The organism is Marinibacterium profundimaris (genome assembly GCF_002210095.1).
Taxonomy (GTDB): Bacteria; Pseudomonadota; Alphaproteobacteria; order Rhodobacterales; family Rhodobacteraceae; genus Marinibacterium; species Marinibacterium profundimaris.
The window spans coordinates 503,182-525,784 of sequence record NZ_AQQR01000001.1 but is presented as its reverse complement, the minus strand read 5'-3'; the positions used below and the strand labels follow the sequence as shown (position 1 = coordinate 525,784).

The following is a 22,603-nucleotide window of genomic DNA, read 5'->3' as shown; positions in this document are numbered from 1 at the left end:
AACCGTGGGTTATAAACCCACCCTACGTGGCCCGCACGGAAAATGTGGCAAATTTTCAGCGACCCGAGGGCGGCGGAGCGGTACTGTCCCGGACCACCAGTTCCACGTCGACCATCAGCACGTCGCCGTCCGGCAGGTCGGGCCGTGCTCCGGTCAGCCGGTCCAGCAGCAGCCGCGCGGCCCGGGCGCCCAGGGTGCGGCGGAACTGCCGGATCGTGGTCAGCGCCGGCACGTAGTATTCCGACAGTTCGATATCGTCGAATCCCACCACGGACAGGTCCTCGGGCACCCTGACCCCGGCCGCGGTCAGGGTGGAAATCAGGCCGAAGGCCACCTGGTCGGAGGCGCAGAACACGGCCGTGGGGCGATGCGCCATCTCAAGGATTCGCCGTGCCGCGTCGCGCCCGGAATCGAGTGAGAAATCCCCGCGGATGATCCAGTCTTCTTGCACGGGCAGGCCGAGACGGGCGCGCTGTTCCAGCATGCCGGTCCGGCGGGCATGGGTCAGGACGTTGTCCTCGGGCCCGGTGACATGGGCGATGTTGCGGTGGCCCAGGTCATACAGATGCTGGATCGCCAGTCGCGCGCCGGTCACGTTGTCCGACCGGACCGAGGGCAGGGGCGTGTCCTGCACCCATTCGCAGGCAAACAGCATCCGGTCCCCGGCGCCGCGGTCGGCGAACTCGGCCATGATCTCGGGGCGCAGGCCGCCGTCCAGGCTGATGATCCCGTCGACGCGGGCCAGCGAGTAATCGACCAGCCGAGTATCATCGGCCCCGCGGGCTCGCGTGTCGGCGATCAGGACGGAATAATCGGTCTCCATGAAGACGCCGGAAATGCCGGCGAGGATCTGGCTGAAGAACGGGTTCGACAGGTTCGGCACAAGGATCAGCACCGCGCCCGCGCGTTGCATCCGCAGGTTCCGCGCGGCCTGGTTGACCCGGTAGCCCGTCAGGCGGATCGCTTCGAACACCGCCTTGCGGGTCTCCTCCGACAGCTTGTCCGGGGTCGAAAGGGCCCGGCTGACGGTTGCGGTCGAGACCCGCGCGGCGCGCGCAACATCCTGAATTCTGACGGGTTTATCGACCATGTCCTTGTCCTGTCCGAAACCCGCTGGCGCCCGCCGAGGGGGTATTTCGCTGTTCGTATCACGACGGCTTGACACGAATCTCTTGCCGACAAAAGGTATATGTAATCGTTTGCAGCCGAGAAGAGCCAAAGTGTAGCTAAACATGTAAACGATTTCAGGCGGGGATGAGGCCCGCAGGATTGACCCGGGCGATGCGCCCGTAGGGAGGAACAGAGATGAAAGCACTGCGCAACGCCATTTTGGCGAGCACTGCCCTGTGCGCGGGCACTGCCGTGTCGGCCACGGAGCTTGAGGTCACCCATTGGTGGACCTCCGGCGGCGAAGCGGCGGCAGTGGCGGAACTTGCCAAGGCCTTCGATGCGACCGGCAACACCTGGGTGGACGGGGCCATCGCCGGATCCGGCGGCACGGCGCGCCCGATCATCGTCAGCCGCATCATCGGCGGCGATCCGATGGGCGCGTTCCAGTTCAATCACGGGCGCCAGGCGGAAGAACTGATCGAGGCAGGGCTCTTGCGCGACATGACCGACGTGGCCGAAGCCGAAGGCTGGAAGGACATCGTCAATCCGCCCTCGCTGCTGGATGGCTGCACGGTCGACGGGCGGATCTACTGCGCGCCGGTCAACATTCATTCGTGGCAATGGCTCTGGCTGTCGAACAAGGCGTTCGAGGACGCCGGCGTCGCCGTGCCGACCAACTGGGATGAATATGTCGCCGCAAGCGACGCGCTGCGCGAGGCGGGCAAGCTGCCGCTCGCCCTGGGCGGTCAGCCCTGGCAGGCCGCGGGCCTGTTCAACGTGCTGACCGTGGCCCTGGCCGGACCCGACGTTCTGGTCAAGATCTACGGCGATGGCGACACCGAAATGGCGGCAGGCCCGGAAATGGAGCGCGTCTTCCAGGCGGCGGCCGATGCGCGGGACATGTCCCAGGGCTCCAACATCCAGGACTGGAACCAGGCGACCAACATGGTGATCACCGACACGGCCGGCGGCCAGGTGATGGGCGATTGGGCGCAGGGCGAATTCGCCGTCGCGGGCGAAGTCGCGGGCGAGGATTATTCCTGCCTGCCCGGTCTTGGCGTGAACGCGCTGATCGACACGGCGGGGGATGCCTTCTACTTCCCGGTGGTGGACGATCCCGACATCACGGCCGCCCAGGACGTTCTGGCCGCCACGCTGCTGTCACCCGAAACCCAGGTGGCCTTCAACCTCAAGAAGGGCTCGCTGCCGGTGCGCGGCGATGTGGACCTGACCGCCGCCAACGATTGCATGAACAAGGGGCTCGAGATCCTCAAGGCCGGCAACACGCTGCCCTCGACCACGCAGCTGAACACCGAAGACACCAACAACCAGCTGAACGATCTGTTTGTCGAGTTCTTCAACGATCCCTCGATGACGCCAGAAGACGCCCAGGCGCGCTACGTGGATATCGTCAAGAGCAAGGACTGACATCCGCGCCCGTTCACCGTTCCCGGTCCGCATAGCGCGGGCCGGGGGCTTGCCCGACGACCGCAGACCCACAAGGACCCGCCCATGGCGACGGACCGTCCGCTCAGCCTGTTTCGCAACATGGCCGCCAAGATCGCGGCCATCCCGATGATCCTGACCGCCATGGTCGTTTTCGTCGGCGGAACATTCTGGACCATCACCTATTCCTTCACCAATTCCAAACTGCTGCCGCGCGCGAATTTCGTCGGCTTCGATCAGTACGAACGGCTCTGGAACAGCAGCCGCTGGCTGGTGTCGATCGAGAACCTGATGATCTACGGGATCTGTTCGCTGATCCTTAGCTTTGTCATCGGCTTCCTGCTGGCGGCCCTGCTGGATCAGAAGATCCGTTACGAGGACGCCTTCCGCACGATCCTGCTGTATCCCTTCGCGCTGTCCTTCATCGTGACGGGGCTGGTCTGGCAATGGATCCTGAACCCCGATTTCGGCATTCAGTTCATTGTCCGGTCGATGGGATGGGAGAGCTTTGCCTTCGATCCGCTCTACAATCCCAAGATCGTCATCTTCGGCGTGCTGATCGCCGGGCTCTGGCAGGGGACGGGGCTGATCATGGTGCTGATGCTGGCCGGTCTGCGCGGCATCGACCAGGAGATCTGGAAGGCCAGCCGGGTCGACGGCATCCCGGCCTGGAAAACTTATGTCTTCATCGTCATCCCGATGATGCGGCCGGTCTTCATCACCACGCTGGTCATCGTCGCCTCCGGCATCGTGCGGCTTTACGATCTGATCGTGGCCCAGACGGGCGGCGGACCCGGGCTCGCCTCGGAAGTGCCGGCCAAATACGTCTATGACTACATGTTCCAGGGCCAGAACCTGGGCCAGGGCTTTGCCGCTTCGACGATGATGCTGCTGGCGGTGGCCGTGGTCATCATCCCCTGGGCCATGCTCGAATTCGGAGGAAAGAAACGTGGGTAACAAAGCCTCCGCCATCGACATGCCCGACGTGGTGCTGGAGCCGCGCACGCTGGTCGAAGGGCCGTCCGGCCCGAAACCGAAAAAGCGCCTGTCGCGGCGCAACATCATGATCTACGGCACGCTGATCGTCATCTGCCTGTATTACCTGCTGCCGCTCTACGTGATGGTCGTGACCTCGCTGAAGGGGATGCCGGAAATCCGGCTGGGCAACATCTTTGCCCCGCCCGTCGAAATCACCTTTGAACCCTGGGTCAAGGCCTGGGCCCAGGCCTGCACGGGGCTGAACTGCGAAGGTCTGTCGCGCGGCTTCTGGAACTCGGTCCGGATCACCATCCCCTCGGTTCTGGCCTCGATCGTCATCGCCTCGGTCAACGGCTACGCGCTGGCCAACTGGCGGTTCAAGGGGGCGGATCTGTTCTTCACCATCCTGATCTTCGGGGCCTTCATCCCGTACCAGGTGATGCTTTACCCGATCGTGATCCTGCTGCGCGAGATCGGCCTTTACGGCACGCTCTGGGGGCTGGTGATCGTGCACACGATCTTCGGCATGCCGATCCTGACACTGCTCTTCCGCAACTACTTCACCTCGCTGCCGGAAGAGCTGTTCAAGGCTGCGCGCGTCGACGGGGCCCGGTTCTGGGGGATCTACTTCCGGATCATGGTGCCGATGTCGCTGCCGATCTTCGTGGTCGCGATGATCCTGCAAGTGACTGGGATCTGGAACGATTTCCTGTTCGGGGTCGTCTATACCAAGCCCGAATTCTACCCGATGACGGTGCAGCTGAACAACATCGTCAACTCGGTCCAGGGGGTGAAGGAATACAACGTCAACATGGCGGCCACGCTGCTTACCGGCCTTGTGCCGCTGATCATCTACTTCGTGTCCGGCAAGCTCTTCGTGCGCGGCATCGCCGCCGGCGCGGTCAAGGGCTGAGGGAGGAACATCATGGAACCCAGCATTTCGATCCGCGACCTGGTGCTGCGATTTGGCGCCATCACCGTGCTGAACGGGCTCAACCTCGATGTGAAACAGGGCGAATTCGTCGTGCTGCTCGGCTCTTCGGGCTGCGGGAAGTCGACGCTGCTGAACTGTATCGCGGGCCTTCTGGACGTCTCCGAGGGGCAGATCTTCATCAACGGGCGCAACGTGACATGGGAGGAACCCTCGGACCGGGGCATCGGCATGGTGTTCCAGTCCTACGCGCTTTACCCGCAGATGACGGTGGAGGGGAACCTGTCCTTCGGGCTGAAGAACGCCCGCGTGCCCAAGGCCGAGGTGCAGGAGCGCGTGGCCCGCGCCGCGAAGACCCTGCAGATCGAGCCGCTTCTGAAACGCAAGCCCGCGGCGCTTTCGGGCGGGCAGCGCCAGCGCGTGGCGATCGGGCGCGCGCTGGTGCGCGACGTGGACGTGTTCCTGTTCGACGAGCCGCTGTCCAACCTCGATGCGAAACTGCGCGCCGACCTGCGCGTTGAGATCAAGCAGCTGCACCAACGACTTCGGAACACGATGATCTACGTGACCCATGACCAGATCGAGGCGATGACACTGGCCGACCGGATCGCGATCATGAAAGGCGGGGAAGTGCTGCAGTTCGACACCCCGAACGAGATCTACAACCGTCCCGCGTCACGCTACGTGGCCGAGTTCATCGGCTCGCCCACGATGAACTTCCTCGAAGGCACCGTGGATCTGTCGGAAGCGCCGCGCTTTGCCGGCAGCCAGGCGACGTTCGACCTGGACGGCTACAGCTTTGCCGACCGTCCCGCCGGCGGGCCTGCCGCCTTCGGCATCCGGCCCGAACATATCGTGACCGGGCCCGAGGCCGCGGCCAAGCCGATCCGCTTCGACACCCGGGTCGACCTGGTGGAGCCGCTGGGCTCGGACACGCTGGCCTGGGTCCACGCGGGCGATCAATCCTTCTGGGTGCGCATGGACGGCCAGTCTGCCGTGCGCTCCGGCGACAGCCTGCCGATCGGGTTCGACCCCCAACGCGCCAACATTTTCGACATGCAAACAGAGGCCAGGCTCTGAGCCGCAAGGCTCCGTATCCCAGGCCAGAGACAAGTTCAGAACAGGACCAACGACATGGATGTATCCTTCCAGCTCTATTCCGCGCGCGACGCCGGCCCCTGGCCGGAGACGCTGAAACATCTCGCTGCGGCGGGCTATACCCAGGTGGAGGGGTTCGCCGGGGTCTATGGCGATGCCGCCGGCTTCAAGGGGCTGCTTGACGACAACGGGCTGACCATGCCTTCGGGCCACTTCTTTCCGCTGGCCAGTTTCGAGCAAAGCTTCGACGATACCATCGACACCGCGAAGACCCTGGGCATGACGCGTCTCTTCTGCCCGGCCCCCGACGAAATCTATCGCAGCGGCGTCGACACCCATGCCTGGTCCGACCTGGCCAAGCGGCTGGAGGCCGCGGCCAAGAAGGTGAAGGACGCAGGCTTTCGCTTCGGCTGGCACAATCACCACTGGGAATTCCACCCGCTGCCCGGCGGAGAGATCCCTTTGTCGATCATTCTCGACGAGGCCCCCTCGATCGAATGGGAGATGGACGTGGCCTGGGTCGTGCGCGGCGGCGGCGATCCGCTGGACTGGATCCGGCGCCATGCCGACCGCATCACCACAGCCCATGTCAAGGATATCGCGCCCGAGGGGGAGTGCGAGGACGAGGACGGCTGGGCCGACGTGGGCCACGGCACGATGGACTGGCCCGCACTGATGATCGCCCTGCGCGAGGCGGGCGTGGATCTGTTCGTCATGGAACATGACAAGCCTTCGGACGCGACGCGCTTCGCCGACCGCTCCATCGCCGCGTTCAAGACCTACTGAGGCCCATCATGAGCAAACCACTTGGCATCGGCGTTATCGGCTGCGGCAACATCTCGGCCGCCTACATGCGCCTGTCGCCGCTGTTCTCCGGCATCGAAATGCGCGCCTGCGCCGATATATCCGAGGTCGCGGCACAGGCGCGGGCCGAAGAATACAATCTGCGCGCCGAGAGCATCGAGGGGATCCTGGCCGCCGAGGATATCGACATCATCGTCAACCTGACGATCCCCAACGCGCATTTCGAGGTCTCGAAGGCAATCCTGCAGGCGGGCAAGCACGTCTATTCGGAAAAACCCTTTGTCCTGACGGTCGAGGAAGGCGCCGCGCTGAAGGCCATTGCGGATGAAAAGGGCCTGCGCGTGGGCTCGGCCCCCGACACCTTCCTTGGCGGCGCGCATCAGTTCGCCCGCCACCTGATCGACGCAGGCGCGGTGGGGCGCATCGCCTCGGGCACCTGTTTCGTGCAGAGCCCTGGCATGGAGATGTGGCACCCCAACCCGGATTTCTTCTTCCAGCCGGGCGGCGGGCCGATCCTCGATCTTGGTCCCTATTACGTGTCGAACCTGGTCCAGCTTCTGGGCCCGGTGAAGCGCGTCACCGCCATGTCGTCTTCGGCCCGCAGTGAACGCACGATCACCTCGCAGCCCCGCTTCGGCGAGAAGATCCCGGTCGGCACGCCCACCACCGTCCATGCGATCCTGTCCTTCGAAAGCGGCGCGCAGGTGACCTATTGCGCCAGCTGGGACGTCTGGGAACACGGCCATTCCAACATGGAGCTCTACGGTCTCGACGGGACGATTCACGTGCCCGACCCGAACTTCTTCGGGGGCGAGGTGCGGATGACGCAGAAGGGGGCCTTTGTGAACCCCGGCGTCGCCTGGGATCATCCCTTCGGCATCGCCAATGACAACGGCCGCTCGAATTACCGCACGGCGGGGCTGGCCGACATGGCGCAGGCGATCCTGGACGGGCGGCCGCACCGCTGCTCGGACGATTTCGCGCTGCACGTGGTGGACGTGATGACCGCGATCCTCGCCTCGGGCGAAGACGGCACGTTCAAGGACATTGCCACCCCCTGCGACCGGCCCGAGGCCCTGGGCCCCGACGCCGCGCGCGCGCTTCTGGTGTAACCGCGATGCCCCGGACCTTCCGCGATCCGCGTTGCGAGGCGATGCAGGCGCCCCCCGGGCGCGCCGATGCCCGCCATGTTGTCCCCATGGCCACACCCCGCCGGCCGGTTCGGCTTCCCGTTCGGCGGCAGTGCCGGAGAATGCCAAAATGATCCGCAACCCGATCCTGCCCGGCTTCAACCCCGACCCGTCGATCTGCCGGCGCGGAAACGCGTATTACATCGCCACGTCGACCTTCGAATGGTACCCGGGCGTGCAGATCCACCGCTCCAACGACCTGGTGAACTGGGATCTCGCCTGCCGCCCGCTGGACCGCGCCAGCCAGCTGGACATGCGCGGCAATCCCGACAGCTGCGGCGTCTGGGCGCCTTGCCTGTCCTGGCACGACGACCGCTTCTGGCTGGTCTATACGGATGTCAAACGGCTGGATGGCAACTTCAAGGACGCGCATAATTACATCGTCACGGCGCCAGACATCGAAGGCCCCTGGAGCGATCCGGTCTATGTCAGCTCTCATGGCTTCGACCCCTCGCTGTTCCACGACGACGACGGGCGCAAGTGGTTCCTCGTGCTGCAATGGAACCACATCTCGGCATCCGTCGGCGGCAAACCGAAAACCTCGGCCTTCGACGGGATCCTGCTGCAGGAATGGTCCGAGGCCGAGGGGCTGATCGGCGAACCCAAGGTCATCTTCACCGGCAGCCACCTGGGCCTGACCGAAGGGCCGCACCTGCATAAACGCGACGGCTGGTACTACCTGACCGTGGCCGAGGGCGGCACCGGCTATGACCACGCCGTGACCATGGCCCGGTCGCGCGACATCGGCGGCCCCTACGAACTCCACCCCGAGACGCACCTCATCACCGCGCGCCACCACCCGGATCATCCGCTGCAACGCGCGGGCCACGGCCAGATCGCCGAGACGCCCGATGGGCTGACCTATCACACCCATCTCTGCTCGCGGCCCTTGCCGGGGCGCTGTTCGCCTCTGGGCCGGGAAACCGCGATCCAGAAATGCGAGTGGCGCGAGGATGGCTGGCTCTACCTGGCCCATGGCGACCAGTTGCCGGCCCTCGATGTGCCCGCACCCGCCGAGGCCGAGCCGCATCCGCCGCAGAGGGTGGAGCGCCTCTTTACCGGCGATCGCCTGCCGCCCGAATTCCAGTGGCTGCGCACGCCCTACCCGGAGCGGTTCATAGCCCTGACCGGCACTGCCCTGCGTCTGACAGGGCGGGAAAGCATCGGCTCCTGGTTCGAACAGGCTCTGGTCGCCCGCCGGCAGGAGCATCTGACCTACCGGGCCGAAACCACCCTGTCGGCGTTCAGCCCCACCACCTACCAGCAGGCCGCCGGGCTCACGACCTATTACAACCGGCACAAGTTCCATTTTCTCGCCGTGTCCCACGATGCCGACGCCGGCCGCTGCCTGATGATCATGACATGCCCGGGCGACTGGCCCGATGCGCGCATGCAATTCCCCTGCGCACCCCTTGCCCTGGCGGACGGGCCGGTGGAGCTTGCCGTCAGCGTCGACCACGGCACGCAACAGTTCTTCTTCCGCCAGGGCGGGGATTGGGCGCCCTATGGCCCGCCGCTCGACGCCGCCGTGATCTCGGACGAGGGCGGCCGGGGCGAGCATGGCTCCTTCACCGGGGCCTTTGTGGGCATGGTGGCCTTCGACATCACGGGCCACGGGCGCACGGCGGATTTCTCCCGCTTCTGCTATGCGCCGGAGGGCACGTGATGCGCTCGCCCGTCGGGAGCCGCGATAACGCCACCGGCAACACGCCTATCCTGCCGGACGGCCTCCGCCTGCCGCCCGGCGCCAACGGGGGGCGGCGCTCTTCCCCGGAGGGAGACCACGTGCCGCCATTGCCCGGACGGTCGCCATTTCGCCTTTGCCCGCTATTTCGAGACCGACCAACCACAGGAGACCGCCCATGCCCGGACTGATCAAGGGTCCCGCGCTGTTTCTCGCCCAGTTCGCTGGCGACGACGCGCCGTTCAACTCGCTGGAGAACATCACCAGGTGGGCCGCCGGCCTCGGCTACAAGGGCGTCCAGATCCCCACCTTCGATGGCCGTCTTTTCGATCTCGACAAGGCCGCCGAAAGCGATGCCTATTGCGACGAGGTCAAGGGGATCTGCGCCGATGCCGGCGTCGAGATCACCGAGCTGTCGACCCACCTGCAGGGCCAGCTGGTGGCGGTGAACCCGGTCTATGACAAGGCCTTCGACGCCTTCGCGCCCGAAAAGGTGCACAACAACCCCGCCGCGCGGCAGGACTGGGCCGTGGACCAGTTGAAGAAGGCCGCCGTGGTCAGCCGCAAGATGGGCCTCGATGCCTCGGTCAGCTTCACCGGCTCGCTCGCCTTCCCGTTCCTCTATCCCTGGCCCCAGCGCCCCGCCGGCCTGATCGAGGAAGCCTTCGCCGAGCTCGCGCGCCGCTGGAAGCCGATCCTCGATGTCTATGACGAGAACGGCGTCGATGTCGGGTATGAGATCCACCCGGGCGAGGATGTCTTTGACGGTGTGACCTTCGAGATGTTCGTCGATGCGCTGGGCGGGCATTCGCGGGCACAGATCAACTACGATCCCAGCCATTTCCTGCTGCAGCAGATGGATTACCTGGCCTTCATCGACCTCTACCACGACCGGATCTGCGCCTGTCACGTGAAAGATGCCGAGTTTAACCCCGACGGGCGGCAGGGGGTCTATTCCGGCTACCAGCCCTGGCTGCAGCGCGCCGGGCGGTTCCGGAGCCTGGGCGACGGGCAGGTGGATTTCGCCGCGATCTTCTCGAAGCTGGCCGCCTATGATTACGACAGCTGGGCCGTGCTGGAATGGGAATGCTGCCTGAAATCGCCCGAACAGGGCGCGGCCGAGGGCGCGCCCTTCATCGCCAGCCACATCATCGAGGTGACGGACAAGGCGTTCGACGATTTCGCCGGGGGCGAGACCGACATGGGCGCGATCCGGTTGATGCTGGGGATTTCGTCATGAGCCGACTGAAGCTGGGCATGGTCGGCGGCGGGCAGGGCGCCTTCATCGGGGCGGTCCACCGCATCGCCGCGCGGATCGACGGAAAATGGGACCTGGTCGCGGGCGCCTTCAGCTCGGATCCGGAGAAATCCAAGGCCTCCGCCGCCGAGCTGGGCGTGGCGCCCGACCGCGCCTACGGGTCGTTCCAGGAGATGGCCGAGGGCGAGGCCGCGCGGGAGGACGGGATCGACGCGGTGGCGATCGTGACCCCCAACCACATGCATGCCGCGCCGGCGGTGGCCTTCCTGACCGCCGGGATCCACGTGATCTGCGACAAGCCGCTTGCCGCCACGCCCGGGCAGGCCGACGAGATCGCGGAGGCTGTCCGGAGCTCGGGCAGGCGGTTCATCCTGACCCACAATTACACCGGCTACCCGCTGATCCGGCAGGCGCGCCAGATGGTCGCCGATGGCGCGCTGGGCGATCTGCGCGTGGTGCAGGCGGAATATCCGCAGGACTGGCTGGCCGAGGAGGTCCACAACAAGCAGGCCGACTGGCGCACCGATCCGAACAGGTCCGGCGCGGGCGGCTGCATCGGGGATATCGGGACCCATGCCTACAACCTGGCCTGCTTCGTGACCGGATTGCGGGCAGAGAGCGTGGCCTCGGATCTGGACGCCTTCGTGCCGGGGCGGCGGGTGGACGACAATGTCCACGTCATGCTGCGGTTCGGCGGCGGCGTGAAGGGGATGCTCTGGGCGAGCCAGGTGGCCGTCGGCAACGAGAACGCGCTGCGGCTTCGGGTCTATGGGACGAAGGGCGGGCTGGAATGGGGGCAGGAGAACCCCAACGTGATGCGCTTCACCCGGTTCGGGGAGCCGACGCGGACCCTGACCCGTGGGGGGGCCGGCGCGAGCGAGGCCAACATCCGCGTCACGCGCACGCCGCCGGGGCATCCCGAAGGATACCTCGAGGGCTTCGCCAACATCTATTCCGAGGCGGCGGCGATCGTGGCCAATGCCAGGGACGGCACGCCGCTGCCCGAGGGGCTGCACGCGCCCGGGATCGAGGACGGGCTGGACGGGATGCGCTTTATCGCCGCCTGTATCGCGTCGAGCAGGGCGGACGGGGCCTGGACGAGACTGGGGTGATCCCGGGAAGAAGCGGTCCGGGGGGGCGCTTTTTCCTGGCGTGGCGTGGGCTTTGGGCCGGGCTGGGGGCGCTGCCCCCGTCCTCCGGTGGAGGACTCCCCCGGAGGTATTTGGGCCAAGAAGAACGAGGGGTGTCGGGAGATGTCCCACGCGTGGGACAGGAGGTGGGGTGTGGGAAAACAACGGGTTACGGGCGCGTGTTAGGAATTGGTTAAGACTTGGAGGATGTCGGCGCGGACCATGGCGGAGGAGTCCTGACCGGTCGGCGGCGGGCCATCTGGCGGTTGCGCCGGTGGCCTTTCACTGACCGGAGACTCGTAATCTGGTGTACAATTGCGGTGCAGCGGCTTCGATCTTGACTGAATGTTAAGCAATTATGCGCATATCTTGTGCGAAACCGCGCGGTTCAGCGGCGGTCGCACCGAGATTTCTGCAATGCAGCATTCGTCGCGGGCGGCCGGGCAGGGCCGGTGGTATCAATCTTTATCAATCGTCCATGCCGGGGTGGGGGAGGCAGGCCCTGGCGCAGGATTGGCTGCAGGAGTTAGCGGATGTGCCTCTCGACCCAGGCCCTGGTGATGTTTCTCAACCTCATCGGCGCCGATATCGTCACCTCGGAACCCGGACGGATCGTCGTCCATGCCACCACCGCCGACGTCCACTGGGTCGCCCGCGCGGACGAGGCCGACCGCTGGTGCACCATGGGACCGCAGATCGACCGGCTGGCGCGCTTCGACGCCCGCTGAGCGGGGCGGCGCTTTTGGCGTCCTGACGGATCCGCACAGGGATCGACACGGGGCGCGCGGGCGCGCGCGCACCCGCCGGCCGGCGCCGCACGGGCTGACCCCCGGGCACAGCTGCGCCCGGCGACGGGGCCATCGTGCCCTAGCGTGAGCGTTCGAAGAGTTCCTGCCGCGAGTAGGAGCCGCGGATGCGGTCGAGCTCGCCATCGGTGAAGCGGGGATCCCAGGGCAGGCACTTGGGCCCGCAGAGCAGTTCCACCTTGGATTTCGGGCCGTCCACGAGCCAGAACCGCCCGCCCGGCGTGGCAACATAGCCGCGCAGGCCATGGGCCCGTTCGCTTTCGAGGTCGATGATCGACGGGACCTCGTTGTCGTAACCGGCCATGTAGCCGCCATGGGTGTGAAAGCTGGCCACGATCCGCTTGGCGCTGTTGGGGCGCCGGAAGGTGCAGCGCGCCGGGGTCCCGCGCGAGATCGGGCCGACCACGTAGCGCCCCTTGGCATCGACGCCGATCATTCCGCAATATTCGCGGCTTTCCCGGATCGATTTCGCCTGCATGCCGCGCAGCAGGTCCTTGGCAAGCTCCATCTCTGCGCGGGGCTGGGCCGCGCCGGGACCGGAAAAGGCGAAAAGGGCGAGGAGCAGGATCAGGAAGGGCAAGATTTGGGCCGGAATAGGTGAGGTTGCGGGCTCAAGGTACAGGTTTCGCGGGCAGGTCCAAGAGGACGCGCGCGCGCGGTCACGAAATGGTCATTTCCTTGCCGGCCCGGCGCGGCCAGACCCCGACCGGCAACCGCGCGCGCGCGCCCCTGGTGGCCGCCGGCTGCGTCTAACGGACATTGGCAAAGACCTTCACCAGATCGGCCGGGGGCAGGCGCCGCAGGCGCAGCGCCGGGATCAGCGCGGCCAGGGCTGCGGCAACCAGCGCCAGCGCCAGAAGCCGCATCCAGTCCAGCGGAAAGAGATACATGGGCAGGCGCCAGCCGAAGGCCTCGACATTGATCACCGACAGCAGCGTCCAGGCCAGCAGCAGCCCCAGCGGCAAAGCCAGCAGCGCGGTCAGCGCGGCCAGCGCCACGGCGCGCAGGATTTCGAGCCAGGCGAGCCGGGCGCGGGTGATCCCCATGGCCCAGGCCGGCGCAAGCTGGGGCAGGCGGATCGTCCAGAGCGTCAGCAGGCTGGTCAGGATGGCAAAGCCCGCCACCCCCAGCGTCAGCAGGTTCAGCGCGCCGGTGATCAGGAAGGTCCGGTCGAAGATTCCCAGCGACAGGGTCTTGATCTGCGCCTGGGGCATGATCGCGTCGGCGGGCAGGTCGAAGGCGTCGCGCAGCGCGGCGGCCAGTGCCGGGGGATCGGCGCTGCGCACGGCAAGCTGGCGGTCGGGCAGGTCCGGGACATGGGCCAGAAGCGTGTCGAGTGAGGTGATCGCCTGCGGATCGGGATTGCCGTAATCGGCGTAGATCCCGACCACCGGCAGGGTCCAGCCCGGCAGGAGTTGGAGATCGTCGCCAGGGGCGATGCCGGCGCCGAAATGCAGCTGTTCGTTGATGATCACGCCCTCGCCGGCGCTCAGCCGTTCCCACAGGCCGGGGGTCTCGCGCACCATGGGCCAGGTGGCGCGGTAGATCGGGTCGTCGATCACGCCATAGACCCGCCCGGGCCGGTCGCCCAGGCGCAGCGCGGCGGAGCGGATCGGCAGGACGCTTTCGGCGCGCGGGATCAACCATTGGCGCAGCGCCTCGGTCCGGCTGTCGTCCTCGGTCGAGATATAGAGATCCGCCGACAGCCGCCGGTCGAGCCAGTCGGTGAAGGTGAGCCGGAAGCTTGACACCATGGTGCCGACGCCGATGTTGGTGGCCAGCGCCAGCAGCAGCGCCATCAGCGCCAGCGACAGCCCCGGCAGCTGCGCGCGCATGTCGGACCAGAGCCAGTCGGCCACCGGCCGCCGCGCCAGCCGCGCGCCGATCCGCAACAGCCCGGCCAGCAGCGGCGCCAGCAGCAGCGCGGACCCCAGCAGCAGCCCGCCGAGGCAGGCAAAGCCCGCCAGCAGCCCGTCGAAAAGCCAGACCGCCAGCCATCCGGCAAGGATCAGCGCCACACCGGCGGCCAGTTGCAGACGCAGCCCCCGGGCCCCGGCCAGCCGCCAGGCCTCGGTCCCGGTCAGCGCCAGAACCGGCAGGTCGCGCGCCTTCCACAGCACATGCGCCCCGGCCAGGACAACGCCCCCCAGCGCCATGCCAAGCCCGGCGGCGATCCAGCCGGGGCGCAGCGCCAGGCTGCCGGCGACATCGGCGCCGTAAAGCCCGCCAAGCGTCGCCGCCACGCCGGGCAGCAGTGCGGCGGCGATGACATAGCCCAGACCGACGCCCGCCAGCCCGGCCAGAAGCCCCGCGGCCAGAAGTTCCGCGAACATCGCCAGCGCCAGGCCGCGCGCGGGCACGCCAAGCGCGCGCAGGGTCCGCAGGATCGCGCGCCGCTGCTCGAAGGCGAGGCCGATGGTGCCATGCACGATGAAGAGCCCGACGGCGAAGGACAGCAGCCCGAAGGCGGTGAGGTTGAGGTGGAAGCTGCGGGTCAGCCCCTCGGTTCCGGCCTGGGCCTCGGCGGGGCGATAGACCAGGTCGGGCGCGATGTCGGACAGGAGCGGACGGCCCGCGGGCTGGTCCGTCGCCACCAGAATGCGGCTGAGCCGGCCGCCGGCCTCCAGCAGCCGGTCGGCCACGGCGATGTCGGTCAGCACCACGCCTGCCGGCATGTCCGAGGCCGGGACAACGGGCGGCAGGTCGGCCCGGGTGAGGGCGGCGGCGGTGTCGGGATCGGCAAAAAGTCGGCCGGGCGGCAGCAGCACATCGGCCGGGTTGCCGGCGTCGGCGGTGTCGTCGGGCACCGGCAGGGCCGGATAGGTCAGCGCGTCGACGCCCAGAAGCGTGACCCGCGCCGCGCCGGCGTCCAGCCGGCCTTCCAGCACCGGGCTGACCTGCCAGCCGGCGCGGCGCAGGGCGGCATAGGTCCGTGGCGGGATGGCGCCGGTGGGCGCGGTCAGCGTGCCGGCGCGGGCGGGCTGCAGCAGGCTGTTGGCCTCGGCATAGCTGGCGCGGGCCTCGGCGTTGATCGCCTGCACGGCGGTCCAGAGCGCGGTGGCCAGCGCCAGCCCGGCCACCAGCGTCAGCGCCTGGCCCGGGTGGCGGCGCCAATGCGCCAGCAGCGCCAGCAGGATCGCGCGGGTCATGGCGAGCGCGCCGCTCACGTAAGCCGGCCGTGATGCAGGTGCAGCCGGCGCGCCGCGCGCGCGGCGATGGCGTCGGAATGGGTGACGAGGAACAGCGCCGCCCCGGTGTCGGCGACCAGGTCCAGCATCAGCGACAGCACCTCGGCGCCGGTGTCCTCGTCGAGGTTGCCGGTGGGCTCGTCCGCCAGCAGCAGCCTGGGCCGCATGGCCAGCGCGCGCCCGATGGCGACGCGCTGCTGCTGCCCGCCCGACAGCGCCTCCGGGTAGCGCGCGCCCAGGCCGTCGAGGCCAAGGCGGGTGCGGATCCGGTCGATCCAGGCGGGATCGGCACGGCCGGCGAGGCGGGCGTGGAAGGCGAGGTTCTGATCGACGGTCAGCGCCGGCATCAGGTTGAACTGCTGGAAGACCAGCGCCACCGTCCGGCGCCGCAGCCGGGCGCGGCCGGTGTCGTCGAGCCGCGAGAGCGCGGTGCCGTCCAGCGTGATCTCGCCCCCGTCGAACCGGTCCAGAGCGCCCGCGAGATGCAGCAGCGTGCTCTTGCCCGACCCGCTTTCGCCGGTCAGGGCCAGCGTGTCGCCCTGGTCAAGACGCAGGCGCACGCCGTTCAGCACCGGGCGGTCCGCGCCCGGGTAGGTCTTTGTCACGTCGTCGATGTCAAGCAGCACCTGCGCCTCGTGGCCCGTTGGTCCGAGCCCGCAACCTAGCGCATCGGCCCCGGGTCACAAGTGCCCCGCCTGCCGCGCAGGGGCGGCAGGCGGCCGGGTGGGGATGGCGGGGCGCGAGGACGCGGGACGGGCCCGCAACGCGAAACCGCCCCGGGGATGCCGGGGCGGTCGGTGGTCTGTCTTGCCGGGGCCGGTTTCAGGGTCCGGGTCCCATCAGGTTTCCGCGTCAGGTCACGGCGTGCCCGGAGGCGAGGAGAGCTTCTCCATGACCTTGTCGAGGCTGAACGAGGCGGCCTCCTGCCGGGGCGGGAATTCCTCGAAGGTGGCGAGGAAATTGGCCACGTAGGTCTGGGCCGGCACCAGCATGTAGGCGCGGTCGAGCATCCAGTCGTAATAGGTGTTCGACGTGCGGTAGCCGCGCTCGTAGGGGTCGCGGCGCAGGTTGAAGATCAGCGGGGTGCGCAGGGGTGTCAGAGGCTCGATCCAGGCGCGGAAGGTGGCCCATTCCTTCTGCTCGAGGAAGGTGATCTTCCAGTCGCCGTAGCGCAGTGCCGCGAGGTCGCCGTCGTCGGTGAAATAGAAGATCTCGCGGCGGGGGCTCTCCTCGGCCTCGCCGGTCAGCATCGGCAGGATGTTGTAGCCGTCCAGATGAACCCTGTAGTCGCGCCCCTCGCCGACCTCGTCCACGGTGATGCCGTCGAGCAGCTCTTCCTTGATGGTTTCGTTTCCGGCGGCGGCCAGGAAGGTGGGCAGCCAGTCCATGTGGTGCACGATCTCGTTCGAGACGGTGCGCTCCGGGATCTGTCCGGGCCAGCGCACCATCGCGGGCACGCGCCAGGCGCCTTCCCACTGGGTGTTCTTTTCGCCCCAGAAGGGGGTCATGCCGGCATCGGGCCAGGTGTTCATATGCGGCCCGTTGTCGGTGGAATAGAACACGATCGTGTTGTCGGCGATCCCGAGCTCGTCGAGCACGGCGAGGAATTCGCCGATATGCATGTCATGCTCGATCATGCCGGCGGTGTATTCGTCGACCGTCTTGCCGACGATCTCGTTGGCCATCTCCCATTTCTCGTCCGAGACATGGGTGCGGAAATGCATCCGCGTGCCCGACCACCAGACGAACCAGGGCACGCCGGCCTCTTCCTGGCGGCGGATGAAGTCGATGGCGGCGGCGACGGTTTCGTCGTCGATGACTTCCATGCGCTCCCGGGTCAGCGGGCCGGTGTCCTCGATCTCGCCCCCGGCGAAGGACCGGATCACCCCGCGCGGGCCAAAGCGCTCGCGGAAGGTGCTGCCGTCGGGCATGAGAGCGTCGCCCGGGTAATCCAGGTTCTCGGGCTCTTCCTCGGCGTTGAGGTGGTAGAGGTTGCCGAGGAACTCGTCAAAGCCGTGGTTGGTGGGCAGGTGTTCGTCGCGGTCGCCCAGGTGGTTCTTGCCGAACTGGCCGGTGGCGTAGCCCTCGGCCTTCAGCAGGCCCGCGATGGTCGGATCCTCTTCCTGCATGCCTTCCTCGGCGCCGGGCAGGCCGACCTTGGACAGGCCGGTGCGGAACACGGACTGACCCATGATGAAGGAGGACCGGCCGGCGGTGCAGGATTGTTCGCCGTAATAGTCGGTGAACATCATGCCTTCCTCGGCGATCCGGTCGATATTGGGCGTCTGGTAACCCATCAGGCCGCGTGTATAGGCCGAGATGTTGGATTGCCCCACATCGTCGCCCCAGATCACAAGGATGTTCGGCTTTTCAGTGTCCTGCGCCCATCCGACCCCTGCCGAGACAGCGGCAAGCACCGCCGCGGCCGACAGGATCCGCAGGCCTTTTCCGATTTCAATGAACAAGATGATTCCCCCCCAACACATTATTCAAGGCATTATCAATCATAGGATGATTTCTTAACATTAAGTTAACATCAATGGTGTGTTTGCAATCACGTCGACGTGAGCGGAAAGACGCGGGCGCGTCGGTAGCCAGTTTGGGGGTGGCAGTTTGCGGGTGGCCAGATTGGGAAATGAAAAACCGGACGCCGGAGCGGGTCCGGTGTCCGGTTCATCTTGTCTGTACCGCGTGACGGGGTGGGCGCAGACCCTTCGGTCGGGCCTCGCCGGGTCCCGGTCGCGCCTCTACCGGGGGGCGCCGGGATCCTCGGGGAAATCGGGATCGGGCTGCATGCGCGGCGGATGCGGAGGCGGTGCTGCGGGGCTGGGGCCCGGGCCTGGCTGTGGCGGGCTGGGCGGTGCCCCCGCGTGGCCGGCGCCTCCGCCGCCCTTGCCGGAAAGCAGGGTGTTCAGCACCAGGTTCAGCAGCCCCGGCAGGACCGAGCCGAGCGGATCGCGCGCGAACTGGCGCACCTCCTGCGCGGTGCCGCGCAGTTCGTCCACCAGATCGTCAAGCTCGGCCTCAAGCTCGTCCAGCGCCATGTCGCGCATCTCGGTCGCCGAGCGCAGGTCCTTCTCGGACCCCATGCGGCCCGCGATCAGGCCGATGATGGCCGCGATCACAAGGTTGCCAAGCGCCACGCACAGCGCGGCCAACGCGGTGGACATCATGGTCGACAGCGCCTGGTAGGAGGCGACGTTCAGCATCACCACGGCCACGGCCACGAAAACACCCGCCACGATCATCAGACCGGTCTGGCGGCGGAACACGGCGACGCGCCGGGCGGCAATCAGCCGCTCGGCGCGCAACAATACGGTCAGTGACCGGCTGATCCGGCCCGGTGTCTTCTTCAGTGTCACGAACGGCGACCGGCCGAGCTCATGCGGCACAGCACCATGCCTGCGGCAAAGGCGAGGCCCACCGACAGGAAGGGACGTTCGCGGATGGTGTTTGCCATCGTATCCTCGGCCTCGCGGGCGCGGACGGCGGTGTCCACGGCCAGATCATGGGCCGTCTGAACGCCGGTTTCATAGGCGTCCTGCGCGGTTTGCACGCCGTTCTGATATGCGGCCTGCGCACGGCTGCGGCCGCTGTTCACGGCGTCTCCCACGTAGCCGTTGGCGCGTTCGGCCAGCCTGTCGGCGACGTGGCTCGACTGGTCACGGATTTGAGCCAGCTGCTTTTTCAGCGCTGCGACTTCGCTTTCGAGATCGGACTTGCTGGACATGGTTGTCTCCGCTTTCCTTCTTTGTATCACGGGCTGCCCCGATTGGGACCGCCTTTTAAATCTGTGTCAATGAAACCATTCGCGCCAGCCAAAGTTCCGTTCCTATACCGAAATCTTTGCGCCGGGGTGCCAAACCTTGCTGACGCGTGCTAACGCCGGGGCAAGGATTATTCGCGATCCGAGAAGGACTCTCATGACACGTATTCCCATCGACGCCTTTCTGCGCTTCCAGGACAAGGGGGGATGGATCATGAGCAGCCATGTCGCCATGTCCATGATGCTGGCGCTGTTTCCTTTCATGCTCTTCATGGTCGCGCTGGCCGGCCAGTTCGCGCAGGGCCTCGATGTGAACCGGCTGATCGAGCTGACGATGGGCGGCTGGCCCTCGCAGGTGGCCGATCCGCTGACGCGGGAATTGCGGGCGGTGACGACCTCGGACACCAGCGGGCTGATCTCGGTCGGTGGTGTGCTGGCGCTGTACTTCGCCTCCAACGGGGTGGATGCGATCCGCGAGGCGATGACGACCGCCTATCGCGAAGAGGACAACCGCCCGTTCTGGAAGCAGCGCCTGCTGTGCCTGATCTTCGTGCTGGTCGGGTCCGCGCTGGTCGTGGTGGTCGCGATCCTGGCGGTCGCACTGCCCTTCTACCTGAATTTCGTGCACAACGCGCTGCCGTGGTTCTACGAGCTGCTGTTCGAAAGCCGCGCCGCGCGGCTGACCATTGGCGGGGGCATGGCGGTGCTGGTGGTGACGGCCTGCCATTACTGGCTGCCGGGCAAGGTGGGCAAAAAGGTCAAGATCTGGCCCGGCGTGCTGCTGACCGTGGTGACATGGGCGATCGTGGCGCGGGCCTTCTCGATCTACATCTCGAACTTCGCCAGCTACTCGGCCACCTATGCGGGCCTGGCCGGGGCGATGTCGGCGCTGATCTTCCTGTACCTGATGTCGGCGATCCTGATCTACGGCGCCGCGTTCAACAACGCCCTGAGCGAGAAACTCTACGGTCAGGCCGCGCACGACGGCTAAGGCCCCGCGGTGCCTTTCGGACGGGCGCAACATCGCGTCGCCCCGTCCGGTCCGCGCAAGGATTGCAAGGTCGCGTCAATCTGTTAGCCATGGTGGGGTGTGTACCCCGCCGGTCCGGAGCAAGCCGCCATGACCCTTTTCGCCCGCCTGCGCCTCCTGCTCTGTCTCCTGCTGGCCTGGCCGGCGATGGCGGCCCTTGCAGCCCCGGATTACGTCGGCAGCGAAAGCTGCATCGACTGTCACGCCGATATTGCCGAGGCCTGGTCGGGATCGCACCACGCGCTGGCCTGGACCGACGCGGAAGAGGCCAACATCCTCGCCGATTTCGACGGCACCCGGTTTGAACTCGGCGACATGACCGCCGCCTTCCGCCTGTCGGATGGCACCTACGCGGTGACGGTGACGGAAACCGACGGCACCAGCACCGACTACAAGATCCATTCGGTCGTCGGTGTCGCCCCCCTGCAGCAATACCTGCTCGAGACCGAACCGGGCCGGCTGCAAAGCTTCGACGTGGTCTGGGATGTGGAGCAGGGCGCATGGTTCCACCTTTATCCCGACCAGGACCTGCCGCCGGACGACGGGCTGCACTGGACCGGGCCATACAAGAACTGGAACGCCCGCTGCGCCGAATGCCACGCCACCGGTTACAAACGTAATTTCGGGATCCAGAGCCAGCGCTACCGCTCCACCCAGGCCGAGATCGGGGTGGGCTGCGAGGCCTGCCATGGCCCCGGTGCCGCGCATCTGGCCTGGGCCGGGGACCCGGATTTGCCCGTGGAGGAAGACGGCCTTGATCCTTACGGCTTCTCGATGAGCTTCGACGCGGCCGAGCGCGACGCCTATGTCGGCCAATGCGCCGGCTGCCATTCCCGGCGCGAGCCCATGGCCGATGGCAACCCGCTGCCCGGCACGCCCTATCACGATGCCTATACGCTCTCGCTCCTGCGCCCCGGCCTTTATGAGCCCGACGGGCAGATCCGGGACGAGGTCTATGTCTACGGCTCCTTTCTGCAATCGAAGATGTATGCCGAGGGCGTGGGCTGCGCGAATTGCCACGATCCGCATTCCGCCGAGCTGGTGGCCGAGGGCAATGCGCTTTGCACCCAGTGCCATTCGCCGGCCGGAAACCCGGATTTCCCGACGCTGCGCAAGGCCGCCTACGACACGCCCGACCACCATTTCCACGAAGCGGAGAGCCAGGGCGCCCAATGCATCTCCTGCCACATGGCCGAGCGGGTCTACATGGGCGTCGACGGGCGGCGCGACCATTCCTTCCGCGTGCCGCGCCCGGATATCGGCGCCCGGATCGGCGCGCCGGACACCTGCACCGATTGCCATGCCGACCGGAGCCAGGACTGGGCCGCCGCCGAGATCGCCGCGCGTTTCCCGAATGGCCGTCAGTCCACGCCCCATTATGGCGAGGCGCTTGCCGCCGGGCGGGCCGATCCGGCGGCGGCGGGCGAGGCGCTGCTGGCGCTTGCGCTGGACGAGCGCCAGCCCGGCATCGTGCGCGCCACGGCGGCCGAGATGCTTGCCCCCTCCGGCCTGCCGGATCTTCCGGACCGGGCCCTGCCGCTGGTCTCGGATCCCGACCCGCTGGTCCGCGCCGCCTCGGCCCGGCTGCAGGCGGGGGCGCCGGCAGAAATCAGGGTGCGGCGGCTGATGCCGCTTCTGTCCGACCCGCTGCGCATGGTCCGCGTCGAAACCGCGCGCTCGCTGGTCGATGTTTCGCCACAGGGGCTGGCGCCCTCGCAGGTCGCCCTGCTGCGCGCCGGGATGGAAGAGTGGCAGCGCTCGCTCGTGACCAGGCTGGACTACCCGGAAACCCACCTGGTGCTGGCCGGCCTCGCCCTGTCGCAGCGCAATGCCGAGGCCGCCACCTCGGCCTTCCGGCAGGTGGTCGAGATGGATCCGCAGCGGGCCGAGGCCTGGGTGATGCTGGTCCGGCTGGCCCATGCCACCGCCGGCCCCCGCGCCGCGCGGCAGGTCCTGACCGAGGCGCTTCAGGTGCTGCCCGAGGATCCGAACCTGCAGCAACTGGACAGCCAGCTGCCCCGCTGAGCCCAGGGGTGTCCCACGCGTGGGACATCACCCAGCCTTAAGGAAATCAAGGCGTTACAGGCGCGTCTTAACCTTCTGTCAATATCTTCCGTCAGTATCTCGGGGGCCGGGCCGTCGCGCAACCTCTGTCTTCATCTTTGCAAAAATACTCCATCCGGA

The 22,603-nt window shown here is 67.1% G+C and carries 19 protein-coding genes; 12 read left to right on the top strand and 7 right to left on the bottom strand.

The window, feature by feature from the left end; all coding sequences use genetic code 11:
• Positions 1–55: 55 nt before the first annotated feature.
• Positions 56–1,090: a LacI family DNA-binding transcriptional regulator gene (locus tag ATO3_RS02445; protein ID WP_088648193.1), complete on the bottom strand. Its 1,035-nt coding sequence runs from the start codon at positions 1,088–1,090 to the stop codon at positions 56–58.
• 215 nt (positions 1,091–1,305) lie between these two features.
• Between ATO3_RS02445 and ATO3_RS02440 the strand changes: the two genes are divergently transcribed.
• The 10 genes from ATO3_RS02440 to ATO3_RS02395 all read left to right on the top strand — a co-directional run bounded on the left by ATO3_RS02440 (position 1,306) and on the right by ATO3_RS02395 (position 12,357).
• Positions 1,306–2,538 carry an ABC transporter substrate-binding protein gene (locus ATO3_RS02440; RefSeq protein ID WP_088648192.1) on the top strand — a complete coding sequence of 411 codons (1,233 nt, stop codon included), beginning with the start codon at positions 1,306–1,308 and terminating at the stop codon, positions 2,536–2,538.
• Positions 2,539–2,622: 84 nt separating this feature from the next.
• Positions 2,623–3,513, top strand: coding sequence for a carbohydrate ABC transporter permease (locus ATO3_RS02435; RefSeq protein ID WP_088648191.1), 891 nt, complete (start codon positions 2,623–2,625; stop codon positions 3,511–3,513).
• A 19-nt stretch (positions 3,514–3,532) separates the two neighbouring features.
• Entirely contained in the window at positions 3,533–4,447 is a 915-nt protein-coding gene (locus tag ATO3_RS02430; RefSeq protein ID WP_088648702.1) for a carbohydrate ABC transporter permease, read from the top strand.
• A gap of 12 nt (positions 4,448–4,459) precedes the next feature.
• Positions 4,460–5,545 carry an ABC transporter ATP-binding protein gene (locus ATO3_RS02425; RefSeq protein WP_088648190.1) on the top strand — a complete coding sequence of 362 codons (1,086 nt, stop codon included), beginning with the start codon at positions 4,460–4,462 and terminating at the stop codon, positions 5,543–5,545.
• A 54-nt stretch (positions 5,546–5,599) separates the two neighbouring features.
• Positions 5,600–6,349, top strand: coding sequence for a sugar phosphate isomerase/epimerase family protein (locus tag ATO3_RS02420; protein WP_088648189.1), 750 nt, complete (start codon positions 5,600–5,602; stop codon positions 6,347–6,349).
• A gap of 8 nt (positions 6,350–6,357) precedes the next feature.
• Positions 6,358–7,479, top strand: coding sequence for a Gfo/Idh/MocA family protein (locus ATO3_RS02415; RefSeq protein ID WP_088648188.1), 1,122 nt, complete (start codon positions 6,358–6,360; stop codon positions 7,477–7,479).
• A 148-nt stretch (positions 7,480–7,627) separates the two neighbouring features.
• Positions 7,628–9,223, top strand: a complete 1,596-nt coding sequence (locus ATO3_RS02410; RefSeq protein ID WP_088648187.1) for a glycoside hydrolase family 43 protein — start codon at positions 7,628–7,630, stop codon at positions 9,221–9,223.
• A gap of 196 nt (positions 9,224–9,419) precedes the next feature.
• A complete protein-coding gene (locus ATO3_RS02405) occupies positions 9,420–10,481 on the top strand; it encodes a sugar phosphate isomerase/epimerase family protein (protein WP_088648186.1) in 1,062 nt (353 codons plus the stop codon).
• Positions 10,478–11,611, top strand: coding sequence for a Gfo/Idh/MocA family protein (locus tag ATO3_RS02400; RefSeq protein WP_233152004.1), 1,134 nt, complete (start codon positions 10,478–10,480; stop codon positions 11,609–11,611). Before ATO3_RS02405 ends, ATO3_RS02400 begins: the two co-directional genes overlap by 4 nt.
• 551 nt (positions 11,612–12,162) lie before the next feature.
• A complete protein-coding gene (locus ATO3_RS02395) occupies positions 12,163–12,357 on the top strand; it encodes a hypothetical protein (protein ID WP_088648185.1) in 195 nt (64 codons plus the stop codon).
• Between the two features lie 139 nt (positions 12,358–12,496).
• On the opposite strand, the gene ATO3_RS02390 is transcribed toward ATO3_RS02395, so the two are convergent.
• From ATO3_RS02390 to ATO3_RS02365, 6 genes are all read right to left on the bottom strand, one after another.
• Positions 12,497–13,015, bottom strand: coding sequence for a DUF4329 domain-containing protein (locus tag ATO3_RS02390; protein WP_088648184.1), 519 nt, complete (start codon positions 13,013–13,015; stop codon positions 12,497–12,499).
• A gap of 169 nt (positions 13,016–13,184) precedes the next feature.
• Positions 13,185–15,584 carry an FtsX-like permease family protein gene (locus ATO3_RS02385; RefSeq protein ID WP_088648700.1) on the bottom strand — a complete coding sequence of 800 codons (2,400 nt, stop codon included), beginning with the start codon at positions 15,582–15,584 and terminating at the stop codon, positions 13,185–13,187.
• 14 nt (positions 15,585–15,598) lie between these two features.
• Positions 15,599–16,249, bottom strand: a complete 651-nt coding sequence (locus ATO3_RS02380; protein ID WP_198963189.1) for an ABC transporter ATP-binding protein — start codon at positions 16,247–16,249, stop codon at positions 15,599–15,601.
• Between the two features lie 231 nt (positions 16,250–16,480).
• A complete protein-coding gene (locus ATO3_RS02375) occupies positions 16,481–18,040 on the bottom strand; it encodes an arylsulfatase (RefSeq protein ID WP_233152030.1) in 1,560 nt (519 codons plus the stop codon).
• Between the two features lie 330 nt (positions 18,041–18,370).
• On the bottom strand, positions 18,371–18,985 hold the full coding sequence (locus ATO3_RS02370) for a hypothetical protein (protein ID WP_143747204.1): 615 nt from the start codon (positions 18,983–18,985) through the stop codon (positions 18,371–18,373).
• Entirely contained in the window at positions 18,982–19,353 is a 372-nt protein-coding gene (locus ATO3_RS02365) for a hypothetical protein (RefSeq protein WP_088648181.1), read from the bottom strand. Before ATO3_RS02365 ends, ATO3_RS02370 begins: the two co-directional genes overlap by 4 nt.
• A gap of 193 nt (positions 19,354–19,546) precedes the next feature.
• Here ATO3_RS02365 and ATO3_RS02360 point away from each other — a divergent pair, with 193 nt between their 5' ends.
• Complete coding sequence (locus ATO3_RS02360) at positions 19,547–20,380, top strand: YihY/virulence factor BrkB family protein (RefSeq protein ID WP_088648180.1); 834 nt, start codon at positions 19,547–19,549, stop codon at positions 20,378–20,380.
• 129 nt (positions 20,381–20,509) lie between these two features.
• On the top strand, positions 20,510–22,444 hold the full coding sequence (locus ATO3_RS02355) for a multiheme c-type cytochrome (RefSeq protein ID WP_088648179.1): 1,935 nt from the start codon (positions 20,510–20,512) through the stop codon (positions 22,442–22,444).
• Positions 22,445–22,603: the final 159 nt, after the last annotated feature.

Excerpts from the sequence above, each read along its gene's own strand:
- ATO3_RS02355 (WP_088648179.1), top strand. The coding sequence starts at position 20,510 with ATGACCCTTTTCGCCCGCCTGCGCCTCCTGCTCTGTCTCCTGCTGGCC.
- ATO3_RS02440 (WP_088648192.1), top strand. The coding sequence starts at position 1,306 with ATGAAAGCACTGCGCAACGCCATTTTGGCGAGCACTGCCCTGTGCGCG.
- ATO3_RS02405 (WP_088648186.1), top strand. The coding sequence starts at position 9,420 with ATGCCCGGACTGATCAAGGGTCCCGCGCTGTTTCTCGCCCAGTTCGCT.
- ATO3_RS02430 (WP_088648702.1), top strand. The coding sequence starts at position 3,533 with ATGCCCGACGTGGTGCTGGAGCCGCGCACGCTGGTCGAAGGGCCGTCC.
- ATO3_RS02400 (WP_233152004.1), top strand. The coding sequence starts at position 10,478 with ATGAGCCGACTGAAGCTGGGCATGGTCGGCGGCGGGCAGGGCGCCTTC.
- ATO3_RS02395 (WP_088648185.1), top strand. The coding sequence starts at position 12,163 with ATGTGCCTCTCGACCCAGGCCCTGGTGATGTTTCTCAACCTCATCGGC.
- ATO3_RS02425 (WP_088648190.1), top strand. The coding sequence starts at position 4,460 with ATGGAACCCAGCATTTCGATCCGCGACCTGGTGCTGCGATTTGGCGCC.
- ATO3_RS02360 (WP_088648180.1), top strand. The coding sequence starts at position 19,547 with ATGACACGTATTCCCATCGACGCCTTTCTGCGCTTCCAGGACAAGGGG.
- ATO3_RS02385 (WP_088648700.1), bottom strand. The coding sequence starts at position 15,584 with ATGACCCGCGCGATCCTGCTGGCGCTGCTGGCGCATTGGCGCCGCCAC.
- ATO3_RS02410 (WP_088648187.1), top strand. The coding sequence starts at position 7,628 with ATGATCCGCAACCCGATCCTGCCCGGCTTCAACCCCGACCCGTCGATC.
- ATO3_RS02435 (WP_088648191.1), top strand. The coding sequence starts at position 2,623 with ATGGCGACGGACCGTCCGCTCAGCCTGTTTCGCAACATGGCCGCCAAG.
- ATO3_RS02420 (WP_088648189.1), top strand. The coding sequence starts at position 5,600 with ATGGATGTATCCTTCCAGCTCTATTCCGCGCGCGACGCCGGCCCCTGG.
- ATO3_RS02445 (WP_088648193.1), bottom strand. The coding sequence starts at position 1,090 with ATGGTCGATAAACCCGTCAGAATTCAGGATGTTGCGCGCGCCGCGCGG.
- ATO3_RS02415 (WP_088648188.1), top strand. The coding sequence starts at position 6,358 with ATGAGCAAACCACTTGGCATCGGCGTTATCGGCTGCGGCAACATCTCG.
- ATO3_RS02365 (WP_088648181.1), bottom strand. The coding sequence starts at position 19,353 with ATGTCCAGCAAGTCCGATCTCGAAAGCGAAGTCGCAGCGCTGAAAAAG.